At 47.7% G+C, this 26,284-nt stretch carries 19 protein-coding genes and 1 pseudogene; 18 read left to right on the forward strand and 2 right to left on the reverse strand.

What is annotated here, in order from left to right; genetic code table 11:
• Positions 1-2 precede the first annotated feature (2 nt).
• From MKY48_RS05020 to MKY48_RS05075, 12 genes are all read left to right on the forward strand, one after another.
• On the forward strand, positions 3-686 hold the full coding sequence (locus tag MKY48_RS05020; protein ID WP_339270496.1) for a winged helix-turn-helix domain-containing protein: 684 nt from the start codon (positions 3-5) through the stop codon (positions 684-686).
• Positions 661-3,888, forward strand: coding sequence for a lantibiotic dehydratase (locus tag MKY48_RS05025; RefSeq protein WP_339270498.1), 3,228 nt, complete (start codon positions 661-663; stop codon positions 3,886-3,888). The genes MKY48_RS05020 and MKY48_RS05025 overlap by 26 nt, the downstream gene beginning before the upstream one ends.
• The gene (locus MKY48_RS05030) at positions 3,875-5,773 is read left to right on the forward strand and encodes an ABC transporter ATP-binding protein (protein ID WP_339270500.1); all 1,899 of its coding nucleotides are present in this window, start codon (positions 3,875-3,877) and stop codon (positions 5,771-5,773) included. Before MKY48_RS05025 ends, MKY48_RS05030 begins: the two co-directional genes overlap by 14 nt.
• A gap of 174 nt (positions 5,774-5,947) precedes the next feature.
• Positions 5,948-6,664: a response regulator transcription factor gene (locus MKY48_RS05035; protein WP_339270502.1), complete on the forward strand. Its 717-nt coding sequence runs from the start codon at positions 5,948-5,950 to the stop codon at positions 6,662-6,664.
• Positions 6,665-6,801: 137 nt separating this feature from the next.
• Positions 6,802-7,740 (forward strand): HAMP domain-containing sensor histidine kinase, encoded by a 939-nt coding sequence (locus MKY48_RS05040; RefSeq protein WP_339270504.1) that lies wholly within the window; start codon positions 6,802-6,804, stop codon positions 7,738-7,740.
• A gap of 91 nt (positions 7,741-7,831) precedes the next feature.
• A complete protein-coding gene (locus tag MKY48_RS05045) occupies positions 7,832-8,752 on the forward strand; it encodes an ABC transporter ATP-binding protein (RefSeq protein WP_339270506.1) in 921 nt (306 codons plus the stop codon).
• Positions 8,749-9,456 carry an ABC transporter permease gene (locus MKY48_RS05050; protein ID WP_339270508.1) on the forward strand — a complete coding sequence of 236 codons (708 nt, stop codon included), beginning with the start codon at positions 8,749-8,751 and terminating at the stop codon, positions 9,454-9,456. The genes MKY48_RS05045 and MKY48_RS05050 overlap by 4 nt, the downstream gene beginning before the upstream one ends.
• A gap of 14 nt (positions 9,457-9,470) precedes the next feature.
• The gene (locus MKY48_RS05055) at positions 9,471-10,205 is read left to right on the forward strand and encodes an ABC transporter permease (RefSeq protein WP_339270510.1); all 735 of its coding nucleotides are present in this window, start codon (positions 9,471-9,473) and stop codon (positions 10,203-10,205) included.
• 533 nt (positions 10,206-10,738) lie between these two features.
• Positions 10,739-12,049: a maltose ABC transporter substrate-binding protein gene (locus MKY48_RS05060; protein WP_076325597.1), complete on the forward strand. Its 1,311-nt coding sequence runs from the start codon at positions 10,739-10,741 to the stop codon at positions 12,047-12,049.
• Positions 12,050-12,146: 97 nt separating this feature from the next.
• Positions 12,147-13,460, forward strand: coding sequence for an ABC transporter permease subunit (locus tag MKY48_RS05065; RefSeq protein WP_339292417.1), 1,314 nt, complete (start codon positions 12,147-12,149; stop codon positions 13,458-13,460).
• Positions 13,460-14,302, forward strand: coding sequence for a sugar ABC transporter permease (locus MKY48_RS05070; RefSeq protein ID WP_076325595.1), 843 nt, complete (start codon positions 13,460-13,462; stop codon positions 14,300-14,302). The genes MKY48_RS05065 and MKY48_RS05070 overlap by 1 nt, the downstream gene beginning before the upstream one ends.
• Positions 14,303-14,432: 130 nt before the next feature.
• Entirely contained in the window at positions 14,433-16,469 is a 2,037-nt protein-coding gene (locus MKY48_RS05075; RefSeq protein ID WP_339292418.1) for a methyl-accepting chemotaxis protein, read from the forward strand.
• Positions 16,470-17,138: 669 nt separating this feature from the next.
• On the opposite strand, the gene MKY48_RS05080 is transcribed toward MKY48_RS05075, so the two are convergent.
• Positions 17,139-19,280, reverse strand: a complete 2,142-nt coding sequence (locus tag MKY48_RS05080; protein ID WP_339292419.1) for an alpha-amylase family glycosyl hydrolase — start codon at positions 19,278-19,280, stop codon at positions 17,139-17,141.
• Between the two features lie 436 nt (positions 19,281-19,716).
• Here MKY48_RS05080 and MKY48_RS05085 point away from each other — a divergent pair, with 436 nt between their 5' ends.
• The 5 genes and pseudogenes from MKY48_RS05085 to MKY48_RS05105 all read left to right on the forward strand — a co-directional run.
• A complete protein-coding gene (locus tag MKY48_RS05085) occupies positions 19,717-20,862 on the forward strand; it encodes a serine hydrolase domain-containing protein (protein ID WP_339292420.1) in 1,146 nt (381 codons plus the stop codon).
• A gap of 313 nt (positions 20,863-21,175) precedes the next feature.
• Positions 21,176-22,132: a GNAT family N-acetyltransferase gene (locus MKY48_RS05090; RefSeq protein ID WP_339292421.1), complete on the forward strand. Its 957-nt coding sequence runs from the start codon at positions 21,176-21,178 to the stop codon at positions 22,130-22,132.
• A 35-nt stretch (positions 22,133-22,167) separates the two neighbouring features.
• Positions 22,168-22,875 carry a PIG-L family deacetylase gene (locus tag MKY48_RS05095; RefSeq protein ID WP_339292422.1) on the forward strand — a complete coding sequence of 236 codons (708 nt, stop codon included), beginning with the start codon at positions 22,168-22,170 and terminating at the stop codon, positions 22,873-22,875.
• A 504-nt stretch (positions 22,876-23,379) separates the two neighbouring features.
• Complete coding sequence (locus tag MKY48_RS05100) at positions 23,380-23,994, forward strand: alpha/beta hydrolase (protein WP_339292423.1); 615 nt, start codon at positions 23,380-23,382, stop codon at positions 23,992-23,994.
• Positions 23,995-24,129: 135 nt separating this feature from the next.
• Positions 24,130-24,315 (forward strand): annotated as a pseudogene (locus tag MKY48_RS05105) (sugar ABC transporter permease); the annotation flags it as partial.
• A gap of 146 nt (positions 24,316-24,461) precedes the next feature.
• Here MKY48_RS05105 and MKY48_RS05110 read toward each other — a convergent pair.
• On the reverse strand, positions 24,462-24,785 hold the full coding sequence (locus MKY48_RS05110; RefSeq protein ID WP_339292424.1) for a hypothetical protein: 324 nt from the start codon (positions 24,783-24,785) through the stop codon (positions 24,462-24,464).
• A 180-nt stretch (positions 24,786-24,965) separates the two neighbouring features.
• On the opposite strand from MKY48_RS05110, the gene ilvA reads away from it, so the two are divergent.
• Entirely contained in the window at positions 24,966-26,231 is a 1,266-nt protein-coding gene (gene ilvA / locus MKY48_RS05115) for a threonine ammonia-lyase IlvA (RefSeq protein ID WP_076325579.1), read from the forward strand.
• The last annotated feature ends 53 nt before the right edge of the window (positions 26,232-26,284 follow it).

Genomic DNA, 26,284 nt, shown 5'->3' on the forward strand with positions numbered 1-26,284 from the left:
ATATGAAAAAAACAATTGTGGCTGTTTCACCAGATAGTCCCATTAAGGTGTTTTTAAACCGGATTACTGATTCTAGCAACATTGAAGTATTATCCTGTGATTCCTTTAACCAAATTGAAATGATAACCGATCATCGATGTATGGGAGTACTTGTGTGTCAGAAGAATATAACTTTGAAGGACCTGTCAATCTGGCACGGGCTTCGAGAGAAGAGAGCTGTTCCTTTTATATTTATCACGCCGGCAAATAATGAACAACTAGAATATGAGATTTTAAGTCAGTTATTTTCTCTTTCCGCCCAACCTGATCTAAAGAAAGCAGGACCGGAGCGTGAGGTCATTTATTTATCACCCAATGTCATATTTGATCCGAGCTGTAAGGTGATTTGGAAGCAGGGAGAGGGGCAAATGCTTACATTGATGGAATATAGGCTGCTTGAATATTTTCTGAAATCCGGAGACTGGGTGATAGATATTGATCATATTATCAATAAGGTTTGGGGAGTTGATACATTTACCTCTTCGAATACGGTATATGTCCATATTCGAAAACTGAGGGAGAAAATAGAGGAGGATCCTAGCAATCCCAAAATATTAGTGACCTGCCATGGGCTAGGATACAGAATGAATATCATGAATAATATGTTGGAGGTTGATCAACATGAAAGAACATTCCAGCTTAAATGATGGGGTAACCAATGAAATGCATGAAGGGAAAAAACAATCGGAACGATGGTTTAAGCCATGTGATTTTTTTATAGTGAGAACCCCGCTGCTTTCACTTGATACCTATTTACAAGTTATGTCCCAACACAATTTTCAATCCGAGAAGGTTGAGCTTGAGACGATAGGGCGTTTAAAAGAAGAGGCCTCTAGATCCATAGTCAAGGAAGCAATCAGTGTTGCCTCTCCGTCACTAAGGTCCTTCTATGAGTTTTTGAATACCTCAACGGACGAAGCTGACAAAAAAACCATTCAAAAATATGAAAAGACACTGGTCAGCCTGTTCCGTTATTTTATTCGTATGTCGACACGAACAACGCCTTTCGGTCTCTTTTCAAGGGTCGGTCAAGGATATTTCGGAGACCGGAGCGACTTGGAGGTATGTTCGTTCCTGGAAAATGAAAAAAGGGCGAGGCCTGATATGGAATGGATCTTTCATTTAATTAAATTAATTGAGTCCGATCCCGTTATATTTGATGAATTAAAGGTTCGAATGAATCGAACACTGATGATCAAAGGAGATCGGGTCAAATTACCGTTTCGGCCTCAATACGGGATATTGAATCTTGATGCTATTCCCGAAGGAGTCAATTCGATTGGATTGACAGAGGTTGTTGGTTTCACGCTTCAGGCAGCAAAAGAACCTGTTGATGTGAAAACGCTAAAGAGAGCAATTCTAGAAGCATTCCCGGAATCCAATTTAAACATCATTCATAATTATTTGCACCAGCTGTTAGAACAGGAATTTATATTAAGCGAGCTTCGGCCTCCGCTCATGGATGTACCGCCGCTAGAACATATACTAACGGTTTTGTCCGGAAAATCGGGATCTGATAAGTGGTTGGAAATTCTAAGCGAAGTTCAGGCTTTGTTACTCCAATATGAAACCAGCGAGATTGGTAACGGTGAGCACATCTATCGCCGACTTACGGAGAAGATGCTTGATGTCGTTAAGACCAGTAATCTGGTTCAGGTTGATGTGAGGCTGGAGAAGGATGTCACTCTTCCACGATCCATAACTAACGATGTTGTCTTGGGAGCAGAGTTGATGTGCAAATTGCATGTGCCAGAAGGTCATGAATTAAATGAGTATTTAAACCGCTTTCTCGAGAAATATGGGGTCTATCAGGAAATTCCAATCAATGAGCTTTTTGATAGCGATTGGGGTTTAGGTATCCCTAAAGCCTATCAACCGGATTTTAATCCAGGAACCCAACAGGTCTCCTATACTCGCAACTCGATTCTATTTCAACTGGTAACCGAGGCAATTGCGGAGGGCTCCGCTGAGTGTGTACTGACGGATGAACATATTCAAGAACTTGCCCTGAATGATGATCCACAGAACGCCCCGGAATCTTTGGAAATTTATTATTCTCTGGTAGCTGATTCCCAAGAGCATGTCGATCAAGGCGATTATAAGTTAGTTCTGGGGGCGAGTGCTGGATCGAGCGGAGCAGGAAAAACTTTCGGGCGTTTTTTGGATATGTTTGATCAAGCGTTTATACAGAACTTCGAACAGATTCATTCACATGTTCAGAAATTGCATCCAAAGGCAGCCATAGTGGAGATGGTGTTTATGCCCTCCAGCGGAAGGATATCAAATATTATGATAGGGAAAAATTTATTGGAATATGAGATCGTTTCGGGTACGACTTCATCTAAGAATGAGTTAAATACACTTCATATCGACGATCTTCTAGTTGGAGCAACCTATGATCGTTTTTATATCAAATCCAAGAAGCTGGGAAGGGAGATCATTCCGCTTCAGACTCATATGTTCAATCACAGAATTTCCCCTCCGATCTTCAGGTTCCTTAGTGATATAACGAGAAAGCTCACCAAAACTTGGTCCTATTTTAACTGGGGGCCGGTAGAACACTCTCCCTTTTTGCCAAGACTCCGGTATAAGAACATTATACTTAGTTCGGCTCAGTGGAGATTGGGAAAGTATATCTTGGGGGGAGAGCAGTCCGGGGGAAGTAAAGAATGGCTTGATAAATTTCATTCATGGAAGGAGAGATGGAAGGTACCTCGGTATATTTATTTGGCAATGGGGGATAACAGACTGCTGTTGGATTTACATAATCCGTTAGGTGTAGAAGAATTGAGACGCGAGATGGGGAAACTTCAAAATGGTCAAGAGTTGCTTCTAACGGAATGTATGAATCATCCAAGCTGTTCGCCTCTACACTCTAAAGGAGAAACATATATTGGCGAATTTGTTTTTCCACTATTAAATATCAAGAGCGTGCCTCAATCATCTCCTGAGCGCGGCCTATTAGACGATCCGAATTATGTACCGGTTGCATCCAGAGGCGTTCTACCGGGTGAAGACTGGCTCTATATAAAATTATATGGAACTTCTGAGCGAGAGGTTGAATTGCTGGGCTTGCATTTGGCAGATTTATGGAGACAACCTGAATTTAATAATTGGAGCAGAAGGTTCTACTTCGTACGCTACAAAGATCAGGAAAGCCACATAAGATTAAGGTTTAATGGAGATCCGAAAGAGCTCTGGTCTACGGGGATCGGCCAAATTAGTCAATGGATGCAGAGAATGCGTAATTCAGGTCTCGCGGTTTCCATGACGATAGACACCTATGTTCCCGAATTCGAGAGATATGGTGGAACAGGGTTGATCGAGATGGCAGAAGATATATTTGCTACAGATAGTAAGCTTGTAAGTCTTTATCTTGGGGAGGCTCGGCGTAAACGATTAAACCTTGCTTCAGAAGTAATAGCAGTAGTCAATATACTAGATATTCTAGCTAGTTTTGGACTTACTTTAGAAGGGCAAAAGAAATGGCTGGAGGAAAGAGTTGACGGGAAGGAACATATGAAAGCATACAGAGAGATGAAAAAGACATTAATTGAAGCCGCAGATTCTAAGCCTTCATGGCTCTACCAGGCTGACGCTTCAAATGTCATGATTGCAGCAATTGATGAGAGGCGATCCTTGATTAGAACGTACTCCGAATCCATAGAGACTGCCAAACAACGGGGGTTAACGAATCATCCGCACGATATTTTAGCCAGTTTGGTGCATATGCATTTAAACCGTTTGCTCGGTGTTGACAGGGAGCTTGAGATTAAATGTATGGCCTTAGCCAAATATACCGCATCTCATTTTTATTATGCGAAAGGAGCTCTACATGTTATCTCCTGATACAAATATGAAGGACGAGTATGTGTCGTTTTCCTCCAAAAATATATTTCGGACATTTCTCTTTTGGCCCCGCATATTCAAGCTTCTGTGGGAAACACATGCCGGTTATTTAATCGGCATCTTAATTTCAAACCTGTTTAAAGGGATTTTACCTGCGATTGCCTTGCTTGCAACAAGAGAATTGATAAATAGCGTAGTAGCAAGTGTGCCTCAAGGAGAGTTCAGGCCCATTCTTCTAGCCTTTGGCTTTTTAATGTTGCTGAACATTCTATCAGACTTCGTTGGTATCGTTGACGGGTATTTCCGGAAAATGTTTCAAAGCCTTCTATCCAATCGGGTCAATTTAAAATTAATCGAGAAGGCTCATCAGATGACGCTCCAGTCTTTTGAAGACGCCGATGTGCAGAACAAGCTGCAGCGTGCGCAAGGAGAAGCCAACTACAGGCCCTTTGAAATATTTGTCCAAATGCTCGGAATCATTAGCGGTGTAGTAACATTAGTTTCGGCTTCCGCCATTCTTATCGCTTGGAAGTGGTGGGTTATTTTCGTGATTATCCTTATCCCTTGTCTGTCGTTTTATTCTTTCCTGAAGATCGGCCAGAGAGAATTCTACACCTACTATCAGAGAGCTGGAAAGCAGCGCGAATCCTGGTATCTGTCATTTCTGGTTACTCGAGACAACAGCTTTAAAGAAATCAAAATATTCCAACTGGGGAATTATCTGCGGGAAAGGTATTTATCGATACTCAATGGCTTCCATCTTGAGGACAAGAAACTGGCTTCACGCAGGTCGTATACCTCACTAATCTTTCAGGTGATCAATCAGATCGCCTGCGGATTCATTATTTTCCTGGCTGTCCGGAGCGCGTATATCGGCCAAATCATGTTGGGGAATTTAATCAGCTTCATTCAGGCTATCAATCTTACCCAATCGACGTCGCAAAATATCGTTCAGGGAATTTTGAGCCTATGCCAAAATAACTTATATGTAAAGCAGCTCTTTGATTTCTTGGATATGCCCGAGGAAGAAGAGGTGCAAGAAATTGAGCAAAGGATATCCCAAATTCACAGCATTGAATTTCGCAACGTATCCTTCAAATACCCAAATACCAATAAAAATGCAATTTCCAATATTAGTTTTATGCTAAATAGCAATGAGAAATTAGCCATTGTAGGCAAGAACGGTTCTGGCAAATCTACAATTGTTAAGCTGATCACACAATTATATTCCAATTTTGAAGGTGACATTCTGATTAATGGTCAATCGATACGTGATTTGAATAAAGAGAGCTTCCGTGAAAAAATGGGGGTGGTGTTTCAGGACTTCGTCCAATATGAAATGACGGTCAAGGATAATGTCGGGTTTGGGGATGTGAATCAGAAGGAGAATGAACAGTTAGTATGGAAAGCCATTGAACAATCCGGTATTACGAAATTAATCAACACGCTGCCCAACAAATTAAATACGATGCTTGGAAAATGGTTTGATGATGGCCAGCAGCTATCGGGTGGACAATGGCAGCGCGTTGCGATCGCCAGAGCCTTTATGAGGAATGCAGATGTTTATATTTTGGACGAACCAAGCTCATATCTGGACCCTCATTCAGAGAAAGAAGTTTTTAACAAGTTTGAGCAGCTGACACATCAAAAAATCGGGGTTTTTATCTCTCATAGATTATCTTCTGCCAAAAAAGCTGATAACATTATATTGTTGGAAGAGGGCCGAATTATTGAGGCCGGCAACCACGATAGCTTGATGAGATTAAATGGAATGTATTCGGAAATGTTTGAAATTCAAGCTTCCTCCTATCTCTCATCAAATGATGAAGAGACTTTGGAAGAGAATGCGTTTATATCTTCTTTTGTTAGCACTTCGGCCGAATAATATATGGTACAGCCAAAGTACAGGCAAGCCCATTCTGGATTCTGTTGTAAGGGGTGGTCGGTGAATTCCTCCCTTTATTAACAAGAATCCAGAAATGGGCTTATTATATTGTCTCTCTGTTATATAATACAGTTAACAGTTTGTAGAATTATGAAAGTAATGGGGAAAAATGCTATGGATAATATTTCTGTACTGCTTGTGGATGATGAACAAGGGTTATGCGATATGTTGACTACCGTGTTGAAGAAGGAAGGCTTACGGCATATTCGAAGTGTGGGTACAGGGCAGGAAGCGGTGCGAATATTAACGGAGTTTAATCCGGACGTGATCATACTGGATGTCATGCTCCCGGATGAAGACGGCTTTGAGGTGTGCCGAAAAATTCGCAAAATGACCGAAACGCCGATTCTTTTTCTTACCGCCCGGGACTCTGACTTGGACAAGCTCATGGGGTTTGGGATTGGGGGGGACGATTATATTACGAAACCATTCAATCCATTGGAAGTTGTTGCCCGCATTAAAGCTCGCGTGAAATATAAAGTACAGCGGGAAAAATTGGTCCTGTCACGGTTATCCGAACTGGATTTTGGTTACTTTCGGGTAGACCTCGCAGCGGGGGAGTTGATCGTAAATGGAAACCACGTGGAGTGCCCGGCACGCGAATGGGAGCTGCTTGTGTTCCTATGCCGAAATCCAAATCGTATATTTAGTACGCGCCAATTATACGAATCAGTTTGGAACGAGCCCTACCTTGGGGATGAGAAGACGGTTGTAATCCATATCTTCAGGCTGCGAAAAAGGATGGAGCCCGACCCTAGAAATCCCCGGTTTCTTGTTAATGTAAGAGGACTTGGCTACAAAATGTTGGCTCCAAGGAAGGAGCAACTATGAACCCAATGGTCAAAATGGCTTTTCGCTTTATGAAGCTAACCATCCTTTGGTTGATGACTTTTATCTTCATATTTATTATATGCGCAGTTATATTTATATATCTTCAGGAGTGGTTGAAGTCCTGGGACACGATTTCCATGAAGAGTTTTTTAGCTGTTACAGGATTCCTACTAACGGTCATTTTTATTATTGCTTACGGCTGGTGCGTGGGCAAACCACTCACTTATTTAATCCGTTGGATCAACCGATTATCCGAGGGGAATTATAGCCAGCCGCGGGAGCATTTCCGTCAGCCAAACGAAGTCTCCGACGCCTCATTACACCATAACCACTATCGTTATCCGTATGTCTTATATAAAGAATTATTTGATCAAATGACTCAATTATCGAATCAACTGCTGCAAAGCGAGAACGATCGATTACATATGGAAGTCAAGAAGCAGGAATGGATTGCGGCAATTGGCCACGATCTCAAAACGCCATTGTCCTATATTGAAGGTTATGCTCATATGCTCGCGGCTACCGATTATCATTGGACCGATGAAGAGAAACAAGATTTTAGCAGGCAGATCAGCAGCAAGACAGCGGAGTTGAAGCATCTCATCCATGACTTAAATCATACGGGCCGGTGGTCAGTCGAACAGTTCCCGATGAATAGAAAATGTGATGATGTAGTGAATTTTCTGCGCGATATGATAATAGATATCGCCAACCACCCGTTAGCCGAGCAAACCTCCTTTATGTTTAATACGGAAGAGATCGGGTTCATGATGGAGTTTGACAGCAGTCTGTTGGGCCGAGCCCTTCAAAATGTAATCATGAACGCGGTTATCCATAATCCGCCCGGCACCAAGGTTCAATGCGATATCTCTGTAAAGGAGAACCATTGTTACATTGTGATAGAGGATGATGGAAACGGGATCGAGGATACGATATTAAGACAGGTTTTAGATCAATCGGGTAAAGGAATAGCTATAGCCAATGCCTTTGTTGAAGCTCATTCTGGCAGCATGAGCATTCTACCGGCGGATAGTAAGGGTACCCGGGTTGAATTTGTATTGCCGATCAGCCCCTAAATTATCCTGTCGTTCATTTCATGTTTACCTCCTGTTTATTTCCCATTGCTAAACTTTAAATGTTAGTTAAGCCATGCAGGAGGAATAAGAGATGAACGAATATGCGATCGATACACATCAACTGACCCGAAGATTCGGGCAGCGGGAAACAGTAAAGCAGATTAATTTGAAGGTTCCCAAGCGGGAGGTCTATGGATTTTTGGGGCCAAATGGAGCGGGTAAGACAACAACGATTCGGATGCTCCTAGGACTCATCCGCTCGTCATCCGGGGAGATTCGCATACTTGGCAAAGATCTGAAGAAGAACCGAATGGACATTCTGAAAGATGTGGGTTCTCTCGTAGAATCTCCTTCGTACTATGCTCATCTTTCAGGATACAATAATTTGAAAATCATGGCGCTAATCCACGGCATACAAGATTCCAGGATTCTGGAGGTTCTGGAATGGGTGAGACTTAATCATGCAGCTCATCAGTCGGTCAGGAGTTATTCACTTGGCATGAAGCAGCGGCTCGGGATAGCGATGGCGCTCATTACGAACCCCAAATTATTGATTCTGGATGAGCCGACGAATGGACTTGATCCATCAGGAATTCAGGAAATTCGAGAGTTGATTACCAGACTTCCTCGTGATTTTGATATAACGGTTTTGCTCTCAAGCCATTTATTGAGCGAAATTGAGCAGGTTGCAACCTGGGTGGGAATTATTAACCAGGGGGAAATGATTTTTCAAGGACCGCTTCAGGAATTAACCGACCGAAGTAAGCCTTATGTATGGATTGAGATGGATCGGCCTGTGGAAGCAGCAGCTGCTCTGAACGATCATGGATGGGATGCGGAACATGAAATAACAACGGGTCAGATCAAAACTTCCATGATCACCAGGCCGCAATCGGCGGAAATGATTCGCTTTCTTGTGAATCGGCAATATGATGTATACCGAGTAACAGAGAAGAAGAAGACCCTGGAGGAAATCTTTCTGGAATTGACCGGTCAGGAGAACAGCTTATGATACTGGAACTGATGCGTGCAGAGGGATTAAAGCTGAAGCGATTATGCCGGTGGATGCCTCTCATACAAGGCATCATTTTAATCAGCATGACGGCTCTTGAGTGGTATCTTTATTTTCGCCAAGGCCCCGGGGGGATCTATGCTGGCTTTGCCGTAATGTATATGTTTTTATCTTTCATTTTTTTATTGGGAATTACACTCCTAGCCAGTATCATGGCAGGTACCGAGCACGAAACCAAGGCATGGAAGCAGCTTCTCGCGATGCCTGTTCCCAAAGGCTCCGTATTCCTGGCGAAATTGGCTTGGATATTTATTTTGCAGTTATGTACCGTAATCATTACTATTGCTGGCATGTGCATGATCTGGGTCCTATACTCGGATGAACCGATACCATGGGGAATTATGATATTGCAGCCTCTATTCGCATGTTTGGCAACACTGCCGATGATGGCCATTCAGCTCTGGTTGTCCACGGTATTTTCCAACCAGGCATTACCGCTGGCTATAGGGATATTTGGATCTATCTCCAGCCTGTTTTTAGCTCGAAGCCATTCTTTTGTGATTCAGATCCTTCCCTGGTCGTATCCGTCGTTATCGAGTCCGCTTGTCCCCGGTCATATGCAGTGGATTGGCATCTCACTCGGAATAGGGGCAATGCTGTCGGTTCTGGGAGCTCTCCTGTTTGCCAGGCGAGAATTTGAATAGGAGGTTGCCGGATCATGAGAATGCTGTTACGTGCTGAAGGAATGAAACTTCAATGGAAAATTATATTTTTACTCATCGTATTGGATACGCTGATCAACTCAGCGATGGGGGCGATGCAGCTTCAGAGTTTAAGGGACTTTTTTCCGCCTAGCTGGTCTACGCTTTATATACACAGCGTCAATCTTCATTCTATGTTTTTCTATCCTCTGTATAGCGGGATTATAGCATCTTTATTGTGTTTATATGAGCATAAAGATGGGGGCTGGAAGATCACGATGAGTTTGCCGGTCCCCCGGTACAAGGTCTTTTACGCGAAATATATTTTGTTGGTCGGGATTCTGGCGTTGGTACAGATCGTATTTTTGCTTGGTTACCTTGGAACGGGTTATCTTGTCAAGGCTCCTGAAAGGATTCCGTGGGAAACATTACTGTATTCAGTCATAGGGGGATGGATAGGAGTTTTACCACTCGCTGCTTTACAACTTATGGTTTCGATAAGAGTTCGTAATTTCGGAGCCTCGCTGGCCATGTCCATAGGTTATGTGGTACCGAATATCGTGCTGACAGGTTTTCATTCTGCGATCGGGGCCTGGCTTCCGTTTACCATTCCCTACTATGTTATGATGCCACAGGCAGCGCTCTACGCGCCGCGAGTCGAACCTTATAGCTTGTGGTCAATTGTGATATTTACGGGAATGGTGTATTTGTTGATGGGGCAGAGGTTCGTTGAAAAAAGAGATTGGTTGTAGCCCGATCGCTAAACAGGTGGTCAATAGGTTTTCTTACCCTGGTGTACTAACACCAGGGTTTGTTATATCATGGGCCAGGGCGTAGCTAGGCTAATTTCTGAAAAGAGAAACGTCCATCCTATGGAGCTTCAACGGTACGTCGATCGGTGGAAGTCAAAGTGTTTATTATTGTGCAAACGTTTGTTCAACATTCGAGCATTTTGCAGTCGTTCTTGTCCGATTTAGAGGGGAGAATGACTGAATTGCACAGCATATGCACAACTATTTTTACGATAACTTACGAAATAGAGTGAATAGTGAAGGTAATAAGAGATTATATGCTTAAAACGGGTAAAAATGATCTGTGCAAACGTTTTTACATTCGATATTAAATGTTGTATGATGTTTTCAGTGAATGAAGCGCTTTCTCAATGGGATTTTTCCTAAGTATCTCGTCAGATGCTACATAGAAAAAGAGACGCTGAAAATTTCTGAAATCGTTTGCGCAGATTTCCAACATTTTCTGATCATTTATTGAGAGGGGTAATCATGGAATGAAGATGAAGAAACTACTTACGCTAGCTGCAACCTTCACGTTGGCGTTCTCCATTACAGCGTGCGGAGGAAATTCACCTGCTCCTGCTGCTGAGGCACCTGCTGAGAATCCACCGGCACAGGAGACGCCGGCCGAAAATACAGAAGCACCGGAACTTAAGCCAGAGGAAGGCGCTAAATTGATCGTATGGGAAAGTAGAGACGAAAGAGCCTACACGGATGCGGTTGCTAAAGAATTTACCGAAAAATACGGTGTTGAAGTAACCATCGAAGAATTGTCTCCAACCGACCAAGTGACCAAGCTTCAACAAGACGGACCATCCGGATTGGGTGCTGACGTTGTATTGTTCCCTCACGATAACCTGGGTAAAGCCGTAGCTACAAACCTGGTTCTGCCAAATGATTACTTCGAAGAAAAAACGAAGAGCAGCAACACGGAAGCCGCTATCCAAGGCGTAAGTTATGACGGCGTTCTGTATGGATACCCGCGCGCTGCTGAAACATACCTGATGTACTACAACAAAGACTTGGTAAAAGAAGTTCCAACAACGATGGAAGAAGTTATTGAGTTCAGCAAAACCTTCACAGACAAATCCAAGAACAAGTATGGATTCATGTTCGAAACAGGTAACCTGTACTTCGCCTATCCATTCCTTGCTTCCAATGGCGGCTACATCTTTGGTAACGGCGGCGCAGATGTCAACGATATCGGCCTCAACAATGAAGGCGCAGTCAAGAGTATGGAAGTTTACGCAAGCCTGAAAGAAATTCTTCCGGTTAAATCCGGCGACATTACGCCTGATATTAAACGCGGACTGTTCACATCCGGCGATCTGGCTATGGACATTAACGGACCTTGGGAGCTTGGCGGATACAAAGAAGCGCTTGGCGACAAGCTTGGCGTTGCTCCAATCCCAACCATCGGCGGCCAGCCTGCTGTATCGTTCTCCGGTATCAAAGCTTGGTACGTAAGCTCGTTCACGAAATACCCGCAAGCCGCTCGCTTGTTCGCGGACTTTGCAACAAGCAAGGAAGCTCAATTGAAACTGAGCGCATTGGTTGGATCGGTTCCGACAAACAATGAAGCTCAAGAAGACGATCAAATCAAGAATGACGAGTATGTATCCGCATTCACAGAGCAATTCAAATCTTCCCAACCGATGCCATCCGTTCCTGAAATGGCTAACGTATGGTCTCCTGTAGGTGCTGCATTGGCTGAGATCTGGGATAACAACAAAGACGTAAAAGAAACGCTTGATAAAGCTGTAAATCAAGTAAAAGATCTCAACAGTGGTGGAGCTAGCGAGTAATTACGTTCTTATATAATACGAGAAAGATGAAGAAGTTCACCCGCCGAACAACCGGCGGGTGATTCCTCGATTATATGGAGAGGAGAATGGAGGGAGCATGCGTCAACATCGTACGACAGCAGCCGTATTATCAGCCATCTGTATGGGTCTGGGTCAGCTTTACAACCGGCAATGGATCAAAGGCGTTCTTTTACTTATCGTAGGTATATTCAGTCTGTATTACTTCATCAACAACCTGGGTGATGCCATCTGGGGAATGACAACTTTGGGGGAACAGGGAAGCCATTTAGAGAAAGTCAACGGTTTAACCCAAATGGTAGCAGGTGACCATTCCATCAATCTCCTGATTGAAGGACTTATCACCATGATTATGTTTGCAATTTTTCTTATTGGGTATTATGCCAATATCAAAAACGCATATAACGCTGGAAAACTAAGGGAACAGGGTGGAAAACCCAACAATTTCAGACAGACCCTTTATTATATTTTTGAATGGAAATTCGCGCAATCTTTCCTGACACTGCCGGCGATCGGTATTTTGTTTTTTACGGTCATGCCGATTATCTTCATGGTCATGCTGGCGTTTACCAACTATTCCGCTCCAAACAATCTGCCGCCGGCGAATCTGGTTGACTGGGTCGGTTTCAAAACCTTTACCAATCTCGTTGCATTGAAATCATGGAGCCACACCTTCTTCGGCGTCCTGACCTGGACGATCATCTGGGCGGTGCTGGCAACAGTAACGACGTATTTTGGCGGTGTGCTTGTTGCACTGCTTATTCAACAAAAGGGAATTCGTTTCAAAGGCGTATGGCGTGTCATTCTCATCATTCCATATGCAATTCCACAGCTGATCTCACTGCTCGTGATGCGTAATATGTTTAACGGGCAATTCGGACCGATCAACCAGTATTTAAGATATTTCGGTTTGGAAGGCCTGCCATGGCTGACCGATCCGGTCTGGGCCAAAGTGACCGTTATTATCGTCAATATGTGGGTAGGTATCCCGGTATCCATGCTTCTTGTCATGAGTGTCCTGACTACGATTCCGAAAGATCTCTATGAAGCGGCCGATGTAGATGGGGCGACTGGATTCCAGAAATTCAAGATCATCACCCTACCGATGATTATGTTCTCGACGGCACCGGTTCTGATTACGCAGTTTGCCGGTAATATCAATAACTTTAACTTGATTTTCCTCCTGACGAACGGGAACCCGGTTGTGGGTGACTATCAATACGCGGGCGCGACGGACCTGCTGGTAACCTGGCTCTATAAACTGACGCTGGATCAGCAGCGCTACAGCATGGCATCGGCCATCGGTATTATCATCTTCATGATTATTGCGACCTTCTCGATTTACAATTATCGCAGAACCAGATCCTTTAAAGAGGAGGATATGATCCAATAATGGGAATTAAAATGAGAAATGCGATTCGCCTGACGGCAAGTTACATTACGCTTGTCATCATCGCGATCGGTTGTATTTACCCGGCGCTCTGGATTATTCTGGCCTCTTTCCGTCCCGGAAAGTCGTTGTACAGCAAATCCTTGATTCCAGAATCTTTTACGCTCAGTCATTATAAAGAATTGTTTACGTCCCAAAGCTTTCTGTTTGGCACTTGGTACATGAATACATTGAAAATTGCGATATTCTCCATGATTATCGGGACCATTCTTGTTCTGCTTACAAGTTATGCGGTATCCCGGTTCCGGTTTAAAGGCCGGCAGAATGCGCTATCGGTCATTCTCGTGCTGGGGATGTTCCCAGGCTTCATGAGTATGATCGCCTTGTATATCCTGCTGAACTCCCTGGATCTGCTGAATACGCATGCGGCAATGATTATCGTGTATGCGGCAGGGGCGCCGCTAGGCGGAACTCTGATCATGAAGGGCTTTCTGGATACGATACCACGAAGTTTGGATGAAGCGGCGAAGATCGACGGAGCCACCAATTTCCAGATTTTCCGCAAAATCATTCTGCCGTTGTCGAAGCCGATGATCACGTATATGGGCTTGACCCTGTTCGTTGGTCCGTGGGTAGACTTTATCTTTGCCAGACTCGTGCTCCGGACAAAAGAAAACTGGACGCTCGCCGTCGGTCTATGGGATCTCGTCAACTCGACTCAAGACAGTAACTTTACGCTGTTCGCAGCGGCATCGGTGCTGATCGCACTGCCGATCACCCTGCTGTTTGTGTTCCTGCAGCGTTTGCTGGTCGATGGCATGACGGCTGGTGCAAGCAAAGGGTAAGGAACGGATAGCTAATCGTATGGATTCATCATAAGACAGATAGATAGAGAGAACAGCGAAGAGACACAGCCAGTAACCGCTAGCTGTGTCTTTTCGCATTCAAACATGCGATGCAGGGGGACATATACATATGAACATGATGAGACGTTTTCAATTCAAAGCAGTTGGGATGAAGCTGTTTGTTATCTTTTTTACCACGATCGTGCTGTTATCTTCGGCGTTGGGGTTATTATCGTATTTCATCTCCAAGGACACGGTGATGGATCAGGTGTCAGAAGCGACTTCGGGGCAGATGATGCAGGCGGCGGACAAGCTGGATTTTCTGCTGGCCCAATATGAAGCCGCTTCCCGGCAATGGGCGCTGGATACGGTGCTTCGCGAGGACCTCGTTACGGTGAGTAGTGCGGGTATCGGCATTCGGGACAAAACGCAGGCCGAGAACCGAATCCGTGAGAAATTGAACGGGATGGCATCTTCCGATAAACGTCTGCAGGGCATGCGCCTGGTTGCGCCCAATCTTCAAGCTCAAAGCTCCTATAACTCAACAGGTTTATCGGGAGTGTCATCCACGGATGGCGTGAAGGCGAAGATGGACCGGATTATACAGGCCGATGGTGAACCGGTATGGTTCCCCACTGAGGTTCAAGGTTTTATGGAGAACGAGAAAACCGCCACCATGTCGATGGGGAGATTGCTGAAAAACCTGAAGAATCCGAATGCGCAGTATATCCTGCTGATCGATATCAAGAACGAGGCGGTCGGAGAGGTGCTGACCAATCTAAAAATAGGGAACAACGGCCGGATGCGAATTGTTGCCGAGGATAACCGGATCGTACACGACATGGACACGGCCCAACTTATGCAGCCGTCCACCATTACGGTTCCTCAAGATGCCGAAGAAGCAGGAATTTATTACACCGCCGATGAGCAGATGGTAGTGTATACGCCGCTGAAGACGGCTCCTTGGCATATGGTCGGCTTTGCTCCCGTTAGTGATTTTGTAAAAGCCACGAATAAACTGCTGGTTGTAACGCTTGCGGTTATTGTGGCCGCGGTTCTGGTTGCGATACTGATAGGCTATTATATGATGCGTTCCATTGGCCGCCCGCTGAATCAGATGTGCCGTCTGATGGAAGAGGGAGAGCAGGGGAATCTGAGGGTTCGGACCGAGTTCCAGCGTACGGATGAAATTGGTCGTCTCGGACACAGCTTCAACCGGATGATGGGGCAAATCTCGGCTTTGGTCGATCAGACGAATGCTTCCGCGAAGGAAGTGCTGGCAACGGCGGAGGAATTGGCAGAAGCATCGAAGGGAACCTCGCTGACGGCTGGTGAGATTGCATCGGCTATGGAGCAGATTGCACAGGGAAGCGCAAGCTTGGCGATGGAAGCCGAACGGGAGAATCAGCTGGCTGAGAACATTGGCGTCCAGATGAGCAAGGTTTCGGATTCGAATCAAGTGATGGAGGCAGCGGCTGATCGGGTGCTTGTGGTGACGGGAGAGGGCGCGCGGCATATGGACAATCTGGTGGAGAAATCCACGCGGATTAATCAGGTAAACCGGGCCATCGTCCAGAATGCGGAGAAGCTGAAGGAGAATACCTCGTCGATTCACAAAATATTGGAGCTGATGTCGGAGATCACGCATCAAACCAACGTGCTGTCCATTAACGCGACGATTGAAGCGGCCCGGGCGGGGGCAGCAGGCAGCGGCTTCATGGTCGTAGCCAATGAAGTGCGGAGCTTGGCGGATCGTTCCAAAGAATCGATCCAGACCGTAGGCGCGATGATCAAGGATATCCGCTCTGAAGTGCAAGGTTCCGTGGATGCCTTGACGTCGGCATCGCCGCTCTTTGACGAGCAGCTGCATTCGGTGCAGGAAGCTCAGGGCGTATTTGATCATGTTCGCCACGAGATGGATGCTCTTTTGGCCGAGATCCGCGAATCGACCCGTTCGGTAGAGGTACTGATCGGTTCCCAGCTTACCCTGACCGACTCGATCTCGGAGGCGAGCTCGATCGTGCAAGAGACCAGCGCCGCCACGGAGGAGGTCGCTTCGATGTCATCCGAGCAGTTCAAGGTGAGCGAGAAGCTGGTTGCCCTGTCTTCACGCTTGGAGGAGCTGTCGGAGGGATTGCGCAAGTCTTTGGTGATGTTTAGGACGTAAATGGTTACTATTACTACACGAAGATGTGATGGCTTATGCAGCACTCCGCATGTGGATCATGCTTCTGATCCCTGTTACCCCCGGATTTCTATTGGAATGATATTTATGGTTGAAATCCGGGGATAAAGGGGACCACTTCGTTTCTCCACCATGATTCCGCCTGCTCCGTTGAAGCTTGTGGGGAATCGATTCGTCCTCTTTCGCTACTGCGTGCTATGCACACAACCACTTACGCTAAGGTGTGGGGATGGAAAAGAGCCGATGAAGGGGAACATCTTCATCGGCTCTTTGTTGGTGGGAGTACTGCTCGGGAGTGCTGGGATTGAGCGCGAGACCGTTGAACTACCTCGTACGCTTGTTGAGTTACTACCTGCTGAGCACGCTCTCCCTTTGGGAATCGCTTCATGTAGCACGGTGAACGTTGGGGTACTTCGTGCGTAACGGGCTATTGCCTGCTAGATTATGAACTGCATGAATAAAACCAGCTCTGGGAATCGTCCCGGAGCTGGTTTTTTGTTTAGGGGCCACTCCTTCGCATAAAATAGGGGCGGTTCTGCTGGCCGGAGCGGTGAAGGAATGATACGTTCCTGCGGGCTTACGGCTGCCAATTCACATTAATGGTGGCCGTGCCTCGCTGGAGCGGTGAAGGAATAGTACGTTCTTACGGGCTTACGGCTGCCAGTTCACGTTGATGGTGGCTGTGCCGCTTGCTGGAGCGGTGAAGGTATGGTTAGATCCGCCTTCCCATGTTACCGTCGAGCCTTGTTTTTTCAGGAATTTGAATTCGATGGTTTTACCGGCCGGTACGCTGACGTCGTAGTACCAGGTTGGGTATTGGTAGATGACTTGGTTGTACAATGGCCCGACAGCTTTGGCAGGGTCCCAATTGCCGAGCTCGCTTACGCTGCCTGCCAGGTACACGTTTTGTCCAAGTGCGGTGGTGGCATTATTCACGACGAACCGGACGCTGACTTGATCCCCGGTCAGCACTTCGAAGTTGTCGTGCACATTGCTTGAAGTGCCAGCGCTATTGGCGACTTTGATGTTATATACGCCACCGGCAACCGTAGGGATTTTCACTTTGATCTGCGTGTCCTCCCATGCTGTAACGTTAGCACCCGTTACGGCCGTTGAGCCGAAGTATACCGTGCCTTTGGTTGCGCCGAAGCCGCGGCCGTCAATGGTGATGGTTGCGCCCGGTTTGGCCATCATCGGGCCTACGTGCCCGATCGTTGGCGAAGTCACGGCCGTGGTATATTGCCATACGGCCGTACCGCCGGCAGCCAGCGTAAAGTTGGAAGCTGCTCCGCCTGTGCCAACGGTCAAGCTGTTGCCGTTTAGAAGTCCGCCCAGCACGTCGGTATAGCTGCCGGCAGGCAATGAAGTCGCCAATCCCGTAATGGAAACCGGTGTGTTCACGTTGCGGTTGACAGCGATAAGCGCCACGTTGTTGCCGAATTTACGTTCATAGATCAGGACATCATTGTTGATCCAGCGCTCCTGCGTCGTTCCATAGGCGATGGCCGGATTGGACTTGCGCAATGGGGCCAGCTTTTTAATTACTTGGTAAGCTGTAGTCGTCGTAGAGAAAGAAGGAATCCGTGCCCGGTTGTCTGGGTCGTTGCCACCGGACATGTATTGTTCGGTTCCGTAATAGATGGCTGGCACCCCGCGCGAGGTGAGCGTGAAGGCCAAGGCCTGTTCCAGCTTGCGGCGGTTGTCGCTGCTGTTGTGGAACCGCTCCATATCATGGTTATCGATGAACGTGACCTGATCCTCCACTTGGGCATAATCGGTGGCCGAGCCCTCCAGCATAGACTTCAGACCGTACATATTGTCGGTGTTGTCCCTGAACACTTGACGTACCTTTTGTGCGAAACGGAAGTCCAGCAGGCTCATGCCGGACTCGTTGGCGAACTTATGATTCTCGGCACTCACTTCGTTCACGCCGAGGAACCATTCGCCGAAGGTAAAGACAGGCTTGTAATTGTTGACGGTAGCCATGAAACTCTTCTGCCAGCCAAACGGCATATGTTTCACCGCGTCCATTCGAATGCCGTCAATGCCCAGATCGAGCCACATTTTGATGGCATCTTTCAGGTAGGTATCCACGGTGCTGTTGTTGTGGTTCAGGTCAGCAAGGTCATACAGGTTTTTGTAAATCCCGTTCTCTGTCGTTGAGAAATCGGTGCCCCCGTTATGATGGAATAAATTCTGCGTATCGTTCGTGTATCCGCCGAGCAGGGTGCCGTTATTGTACAGCTTGCCGTTCTCCGCAAACGACGGCTGGTCCGAGGAAGCGGGAGAGGTGTGGTTCGGTGCGAAGTCGATGATGACTTTAATATTCTTGGCATGAGCGGCAGCGATGAGATTCTGGAAATCGGCGATCGTGCCGTAAGCCGGATTCGTTTTCTTGAAGTCTCTGGCCCAATAGCCATGATAAGCGGTGTTGTTCACGCCGGAATAGTTGATGACGCTGTAGATGTTCTCGACAGGCTGGGAGATCCAGATGGCGGTAACGCCCATGCCGGTCAGGTAGCCGTCATTGATTTTGTTAATGATCCCTTGCCAGTCACCGCCGCAGTACAGCCTCAGATTGGTACAGGTACCGTCAAAGGCAGGTCCGGTCGGGTTGTTGGCAGCATTGCCGTCAGAGAAACGGTCCGTAAAGATTTGATAAATGACATCCGTGCTGAAATTTTGCTTGTTGGATACCGAGGTATCCGGGGCTGCATGGGCTGGGCCAAGCAAGCTCAGGACCAGGGACAAGCTAAGGGCAAGAGCAGTTGTCAGTTTGTAAAACTTTTTCATCGTAATTCCTCCTATGTAGTTGATAAAGAGAAGGCTGGTTTTACTAGCTTATCGGCTGCTTGAGCATCACCTCCCATACAAAATCGGGCAACAAAAAACCCCGGAATCTCCTGTAGAGAAACCGGGGTTGTTCCATACCGGGTGTGCGGTTACGGAATGCATGGCCCTTAAATTATGCGAGTGTTTGATTTCAACAATATTGTAAATGAAAGCGAATTCAAGTGTCAATACGTAATATCCAAATAAAAGGAAAATTCATGTCGGGTGTGGTGAAATTAAATTTTATAATCAACGATTTTTATTGAAACAAAATTTTATGGGTCATATAATAGGTTTAGGAAACGTTTACATTTTTCAAAGAAGCTGTTGATGAAGATGGCATGTTGGTTTTTCAGTTGATCCGACACAAGGACTTGATGTAAAGGAGGGAATAACAATGGAGCATCATGCGGAGGCTGGTGCAGAGCAGCTTGGATTGGGAATCAAGGGAGTGAAGTCGGCTTGCGCCGCCATTGAACGCGAGATTGCCGCAGGTACGACACCGGGAGCCGTACTGGGTGTTATGCATGAAGGCAAGCAGTGGTCCTATAGTGCCGGATATGCCAACCCCAAGCCGAGGCAGGGCCAGCCTGTTCCGGCCAGCAAGGATACGTTATACGATTGTGCGTCCTTAACGAAGGTGGTGGTTACGCTCCCGTTGATTCTGCAATTGATTGATGAGGGAGTCTTGACCCTAAGCACAAAAGTGAGTGACATTCTGCCTTCATTCGGAACGGCAGGAAAAGAAGAGATTACGGTAGGCCAGCTGCTGACGCATACTTCCGGGCTCCAGGCGGATATGAACCTGCACTCGCAGGGCTGGGATAGGGAGCGGATGTGGGATGTCGTTCTTACCGCGCCGCTCGCGACTAAGCCGGATACCGAAGTGATTTACAGTGATTTGGGATATTTGGCGCTTGGCCGCATTATTGAGAAGTCGCTGGGAATTCCATTAGACCAAGCAGTAAAGGGACGGGTGTTAGATCCACTCGGCATGCGTCATGCCACGCTGACTCCTGCGCTGGAACAGCCCGGCCGCTATGCCGCAACGGAGTATGAGAATACCATCCAGGATCATCTGTGCGGGATCGTACATGACGAGAAGGCGCGGGCCTTGGGTGGTGTATGCGGCCATGCCGGCTTGTTTGCCACCGCAGGAGATCTGCTGCACTATGCCCGAATGTGGCTGGCACAAGGGGCGATCCCGACAACTGCAAGTCAAGAGGTGAAGGGCGGCGATTCCCGCATCTTATCTCGGGCTGCGGCTGTGGCGTCTACTTGCACCCATACGAGACATATTGATGGCACCAACCGTGGTCTGGGGTGGGTACTGAAAGGGGATAAGATGGATGCTTCCGGTGATTGGATGGGTCCTGGCTGTTACGGACACACCGGCTTTACCGGAACCAGCATGTGGATCGATCCCGAGTTGGATCTTGCGGTCGTTCTGCTGACAAACCGCGTATATGGGGGGCGGAGCAGCAGCGTCGCTCAGCTGCGGGCCCAGGTTCATAACGCTTTGACAGGAGCCGTGGCATGGTAAGACGAGGCTCCGGCATAGGGCGACAGCCATCCAAGCATGCCCCCGGACAACGCACCGTGTGCAGGGAGCAGTGCGCACGATGTATAAAATAGCGGTTTTCGTTTCGGTAGCAACGCGGGGGCGATATAACGCCGGATGGACTTAAGGAATGGCCAATTGAGCCGGTACATTTATGGGAGCTCGTACATTGGTGTCCCATATAGCCATATGGAAGTCTTCCTTAATTAAGATCAACCGGTTGCATACCGTTCGCGGCAATTGAAGCGAATCCAAGCGAATCCTATGAATTACGATTATAAGGAGGGAATACGTAATGACGAGTGTAACCTACAGACCTTACCGGCCTGGAGACGAAGACGCTATCACTACTCTGTGGAATGCCTGCTTACCGGGAGATCTCATGACTCGGCTTCGCTTTCGGAATTTGGTGCTGCTCGATCCGAATTTTGATCCGCAAGGACTGCGGATTGCGGAGCAGGAGGGCCGCATGGTTGGCGTCCTGTATGCGGTACGCCGGAGGCTACCGATGATCGGAACCGAACTGGAGCTGGATCACGGCTGGATCACCTTCTTCTATACCGATCCATCGGTTCGAAGACAGGGGGTGGCATCGCGGCTGCTGCAGGACGGCGAAGACTATCTTCGCGATCATGGACGCAGCAAAGTCTTTTTCTCCTCGTATGCCTCGAATTATATCGTTCCGGGAATCGATGGCGAGCGCTATCCAGAGGGCTTGGCGTGGCTTGCGGCAAGCGGCTTTACCCGCAATTACACGGCGGTTGCGATGGATCGCTCCCTGGTCGATTTTCATATGCCGCCGGAGGTTGTGGAGCTAAAGCGGCAGCGAGAGCAAGAAGGCTTCACTTTCATGCTGGCTCAGGACAGCGATCTGGTGGAACTGATCGATTTTGCGACGGACGTGTTTAACCCGGATTGGGGCCGGGCGATTCGTGAGGGACTGCTCCAGCGATTAAGAACGGATCAGATCCTGATCGCGCGCGATCAAGGAAAGCTGGCGGGATTCTGCCTGCATAACGGATATGAAGGTGTGGCTGAACGCTTTGGTCCGTTTGGCGTGGACCCGTCGATGCAAGGGAAGGGCCTTGGCAAAATTCTGTTATATGATTGCCTCGCCCTCATGCGGGCGCAGGGGCTGCATGGAGCCTGGTTCCTCTGGACGGGCGAACAAAGCCCGGCAGGGCATTTGTACCGCAAAGCCGGATTTCACGTGACGCGCCGGTTCGATATTATGAGCAAAACGCTTCGATAGATATTACTACTTTTCATACAAAGGGGAGATCCGATGTGACGGAAGCAAAGCAGCATCATATATTGGCAATTGGCGGACATGCGGGCGATATGGATCTTACGGCAGGAGCCGTGATCGCCAAATACACGCAGGCTGGCCACAAAGCAACGTTTCTTCACTTAACGCCAGGGGAGAAGGGACACCCTCGTCTGACGCCGGAGGAGTACGCGAAGCAGAAGATTGACGAAGCTCACCGGTTTGCCGATATCGTTGGCGCGGATGTCCGGTTCCTTGCTTACAAGGATGCCGAGCTGCCACTCGATGAGGAAGTGAAATATCAGGTAGCGGACGTCATACGGGAAGTGAAACCCGATATCATCATCACGCATTGGAAGGAGAGCATCCATAAGGATCACTCCAATACCCATTATATCGTGGAGGACGCCCGCTTCTATGCGGGGCTCAAGACGATTGAACGCGAGCTTCCGGCCCATTATGCCCAGCATTTATACTATGCGGACAATTGGGAGGACCCGTATGATTTTCACCCCGAGGTGTTTATCGATATTCCGGACGAAGCCTATGAAACGTGGGTAAGAGCTATGAACGTATATGCTTATGCACGCGGGGAAACCTACGGCTTCCCGTTCATCGAATATTACAAAGCGCTCATGATTGTGAGGGGAGCTCCGGTGAACTTCAAGCGCGCCCAGACCTTCGCGGTTCCGAGAGGCGCGTTGACCAAACGGTTACAATTTTTCTGAATATATGGTTTTTAATCCAATTAACTGGAATAATCGCTAACAATATCACAAAAAAATTGTGAGAAATACCAAAACATCCACTGACATTATACATAACTTTTGATATAATGAGTGATGTTACGGGGGAACACGTACGGAATCATATAGAGAATACAAACAGGAGAGGAAGTCTTCCATATGGAGGCTTCCTCTCTTTTCGTTTCGTCCAATGGTTGTGGAAAATGGCCACATAGCGTTTCCGATTGCAGTTCTGATCGGGTTGCGGAAGGGTGGCTGGCTGTTGTATTTTTTAAAATCCATGGTATTATGTATTTAAAGAATCTTGAATTAAAGATATTCAGGCGAATTTTAGGGTAGCCTAAGATGTGATTGTAGCCTGTTTATGATGTGATTTTCAGGTAGCCTTTGGTCCTATTGGGCTATTCCGGGGCATTGTAACATTTATGGTTGTCAAACGGAATTGGAATCTAACTATATAACCAATCGGAAGGAGACTATAAACACATGGAACATACACATATTTACCGCCAGGGAACTTCCCCGGAGGCACCAACCTTACTATTGCTGCACGGTACGGGGGGGAACGAGGAGGATTTGCTGCCGCTGGCCGAGATGGTCTCGCCCGCATCGAATGTGCTCGGTGTCCGCGGGAACGTGCTGGAGAACGGCATGCCGAGATTTTTCCGTCGTCTGGCTGAAGGCGTGTTTGACGTAGAAGATCTCGTAAAACGTACGCAGGATCTGAATGAATTCCTGAACTGGGCAGCTGACGAATATGGTTTTGACCGCAGTCGTATTGTAGCGGTTGGGTATTCGAACGGCGCCAATATTGCCGCCAGCCTGCTGTTCCACGAAGGAGATGCGCTGCAAGGGGCCATTCTCCACCATCCGATGGTTCCGCTGCGGGATAAGACCTTACCGGATTTGACTGGCGTTCCCATCTTCATCGCCGCCGGTCGGCGTGATCCAATGTGCACCCCTCAGGAGAGCGAGGATCTGAACGAACTATTGAGCGGGGCAGGCGCGGACGTGAAGCTGCATTGGGAGAACGGGGGTCATCAGCTCAGCCGCGCAGAGGTCGGGATGGCCGCTGCCTGGTTTAAGGAGAAGTTCCTGTAATACAGGGCATGCCAAGTTCCATGATGCTTTCCCTATCTAATCAAGTAAAAAGCGAATATGATCAAAATACCGTCAATACGTTGGCGGTATTTTTTTTATACTTAACCCATCGAATAAGAATCGAGGGGGTCCGACATGGTACAGACAATGGAGACGATGAAGAAGCCTGGAGCCCAGCCGACGCGGGAGGACAAGTCCAGGGAATCCTTGCAGCGGGGAGAGAATCTATGGGGGATCGCATTCGTAAGCCCGATGCTGATCGGCGTTATCATTTTGGTGCTGTTCCCGATACTGGCTACGCTCGTGCTGGGGTTTGCCGATTCATGATTCCAAGGGAAGGACATTCTGATCCCGCGCCGTTTGTCAGAGCTAATATAGATCATACAGATAGACAGGCGAAAGCCGGGGGTCATGAACCCCCGGCTTTCAATATCATGGCCTTCGCCCGCGCGAATCATCGCAAGGACTTATTTTGTCAAATAGGAACTGGTCAGAGGAACAAACAGGGAAGTGCCCGGACCTTCATCAACGATCTCCACAAAAATAAAATCGGCAGCCGATACATCGACGTCTACGCCGACCAGGCCATCTTCAGCAGCCAGGGACACTTTTTTGAGCGTTGAGTTGTTATGGTCCATAATGACGATTTCTTGCGCACCGCCAGTCACGGCCAGCTCAAGATGCAGTTTGGCATATTTTTTACCCGTCATGATCTGGAAGCTGTTGCCTTGTTTGGCCGAATCGGTATGTAAATAAACGTCTTTATAAGTATTGCTGTCCTTCATAGCCATATACGGGTATCAGCTGTGCATTCGGGCTATGTTGGTTGCGAAAATGACTCTTTTACGAAAGCTTGCCAGAAAAGGGCGAGATATTTTCATGAAAAGTGATACAATGATAGAAATACGTAAATAAGGGTAGCGGAAGGATCAACGTTTACCTGGCAGCGAAGTGGGAGTGTGATCGAGAGAATGGAAGAGACGTATACGGCAAAACGGGCAGTCAGCATGGAGGACATCGTACGCGCACACCACGTGCTTCGTGAAGTGATCGTGCGGACACCGCTGCAGCGGGACGCTGTGCTATCGGCAAAGTATGACTGCGAAGTGTATTTGAAACGCGAGGACTTGCAGGTGGTTCGCTCCTTCAAGATCCGTGGCGCTTACAATATGATTCGCAGCTTGTCGGATGAGGAACGGGGCAACGGAATTGTGTGCGCCAGTGCGGGAAACCATGCGCAAGGGGTTGCTTTCTCCTGTAATGCGCTGAATATTAAAGGCAAGATTTATATGCCGAGTACGACCCCGAATCAGAAGGTGAAGCAGGTGAAGCGTTTTGGCGGGGGCAGTGTTGAGGTCATTCTGATAGGGGATACCTTTGACGATGCTTATGCTGAAGCGATCAAGGCCTGCGATGAGTATGGCATGACCTTTATTCACCCGTTTGATGAAGCGAAGATTATCGCGGGCAATGGCACGATCGGGATGGAGGTCATGGAGGAGCTGGACGCACCGGATTATATGTTTGTTACTATTGGCGGTGGGGGTCTTGCCGCAGGCGTGGCAACGTATGTCAAAACCGTCAGCCCAGCGACGCAAGTCATTGGCGTTGAACCGCTTGGGGCCGCATCCATGATCGAATCCAAGAAGCAGGGCGAGGTCGTCACGATGCATGAGATCGACAAATTCGTGGATGGCGCCGCCGTGAAGCGTGTCGGACAGCTGACTTATGATATATGTTGCGAGTTGGTCGATGACATCGTGACGGTTCCGGAAGGAAAAGCCTGCACCACCATTCTGGAACTGTATAACGAGAATGCGATCGTTGTCGAGCCTGCCGGGTCGCTGGCCGTGGCTGCGCTGGATATGAACCGGGACCGGATTCGCGGAAAAACGGTGGTATGCATCATCAGCGGCGGCAATAACGATATCGACCGGATGCAGGAAATCAAGGAGCGCTCCTTAATATATGAAGGGCTGAAGCATTACTTCATGATTAACTTCCCGCAGCGTGCGGGAGCACTCCGCGAGTTTCTGGAAGAAGTGCTAGGTCCAGACGACGATATCGCACGCTTTGAATACACGAAGAAGCATAACAAGGAAGACGGACCTGCCCTGGTGGGCATCGAGCTGTTAAGGCCCGAGGATTACGGTCCGCTGGTAGAGCGGATGCAGCGCAAGGGTCTGGATTATACGGAGCTTAACAAGAACATGAACCTGTTCAATCTGCTGATTTAAGAGGTACAGGCCACGATAAATAGGCACAGAACCACGATCAAAAGCCGGATTCT

Source organism: Paenibacillus sp. FSL W8-0187, from assembly GCF_037969755.1.
Classification (GTDB): Bacteria; Bacillota; Bacilli; order Paenibacillales; family Paenibacillaceae; genus Paenibacillus_AQ.

Coding starts and splice junctions, on each gene's coding strand:
- MKY48_RS05025 (WP_339270498.1), top strand. CDS start 661: ATGAAAGAACATTCCAGCTTAAATGATGGGGTAACCAATGAAATGCAT.
- MKY48_RS05055 (WP_339270510.1), top strand. CDS start 9,471: ATGAGAATGCTGTTACGTGCTGAAGGAATGAAACTTCAATGGAAAATT.
- MKY48_RS05070 (WP_076325595.1), top strand. CDS start 13,460: ATGGGAATTAAAATGAGAAATGCGATTCGCCTGACGGCAAGTTACATT.
- MKY48_RS05045 (WP_339270506.1), top strand. CDS start 7,832: ATGAACGAATATGCGATCGATACACATCAACTGACCCGAAGATTCGGG.
- MKY48_RS05080 (WP_339292419.1), bottom strand. CDS start 19,280: ATGAAAAAGTTTTACAAACTGACAACTGCTCTTGCCCTTAGCTTGTCC.
- MKY48_RS05090 (WP_339292421.1), top strand. CDS start 21,176: ATGACGAGTGTAACCTACAGACCTTACCGGCCTGGAGACGAAGACGCT.
- MKY48_RS05030 (WP_339270500.1), top strand. CDS start 3,875: ATGTTATCTCCTGATACAAATATGAAGGACGAGTATGTGTCGTTTTCC.
- MKY48_RS05050 (WP_339270508.1), top strand. CDS start 8,749: ATGATACTGGAACTGATGCGTGCAGAGGGATTAAAGCTGAAGCGATTA.
- MKY48_RS05065 (WP_339292417.1), top strand. CDS start 12,147: ATGCGTCAACATCGTACGACAGCAGCCGTATTATCAGCCATCTGTATG.
- MKY48_RS05020 (WP_339270496.1), top strand. CDS start 3: ATGAAAAAAACAATTGTGGCTGTTTCACCAGATAGTCCCATTAAGGTG.
- MKY48_RS05075 (WP_339292418.1), top strand. CDS start 14,433: ATGAACATGATGAGACGTTTTCAATTCAAAGCAGTTGGGATGAAGCTG.
- ilvA (WP_076325579.1), top strand. CDS start 24,966: ATGGAAGAGACGTATACGGCAAAACGGGCAGTCAGCATGGAGGACATC.
- MKY48_RS05085 (WP_339292420.1), top strand. CDS start 19,717: ATGGAGCATCATGCGGAGGCTGGTGCAGAGCAGCTTGGATTGGGAATC.
- MKY48_RS05035 (WP_339270502.1), top strand. CDS start 5,948: ATGGATAATATTTCTGTACTGCTTGTGGATGATGAACAAGGGTTATGC.
- MKY48_RS05040 (WP_339270504.1), top strand. CDS start 6,802: ATGAAGAGTTTTTTAGCTGTTACAGGATTCCTACTAACGGTCATTTTT.
- MKY48_RS05110 (WP_339292424.1), bottom strand. CDS start 24,785: ATGGCTATGAAGGACAGCAATACTTATAAAGACGTTTATTTACATACC.
- MKY48_RS05100 (WP_339292423.1), top strand. CDS start 23,380: ATGGAACATACACATATTTACCGCCAGGGAACTTCCCCGGAGGCACCA.
- MKY48_RS05060 (WP_076325597.1), top strand. CDS start 10,739: ATGAAGATGAAGAAACTACTTACGCTAGCTGCAACCTTCACGTTGGCG.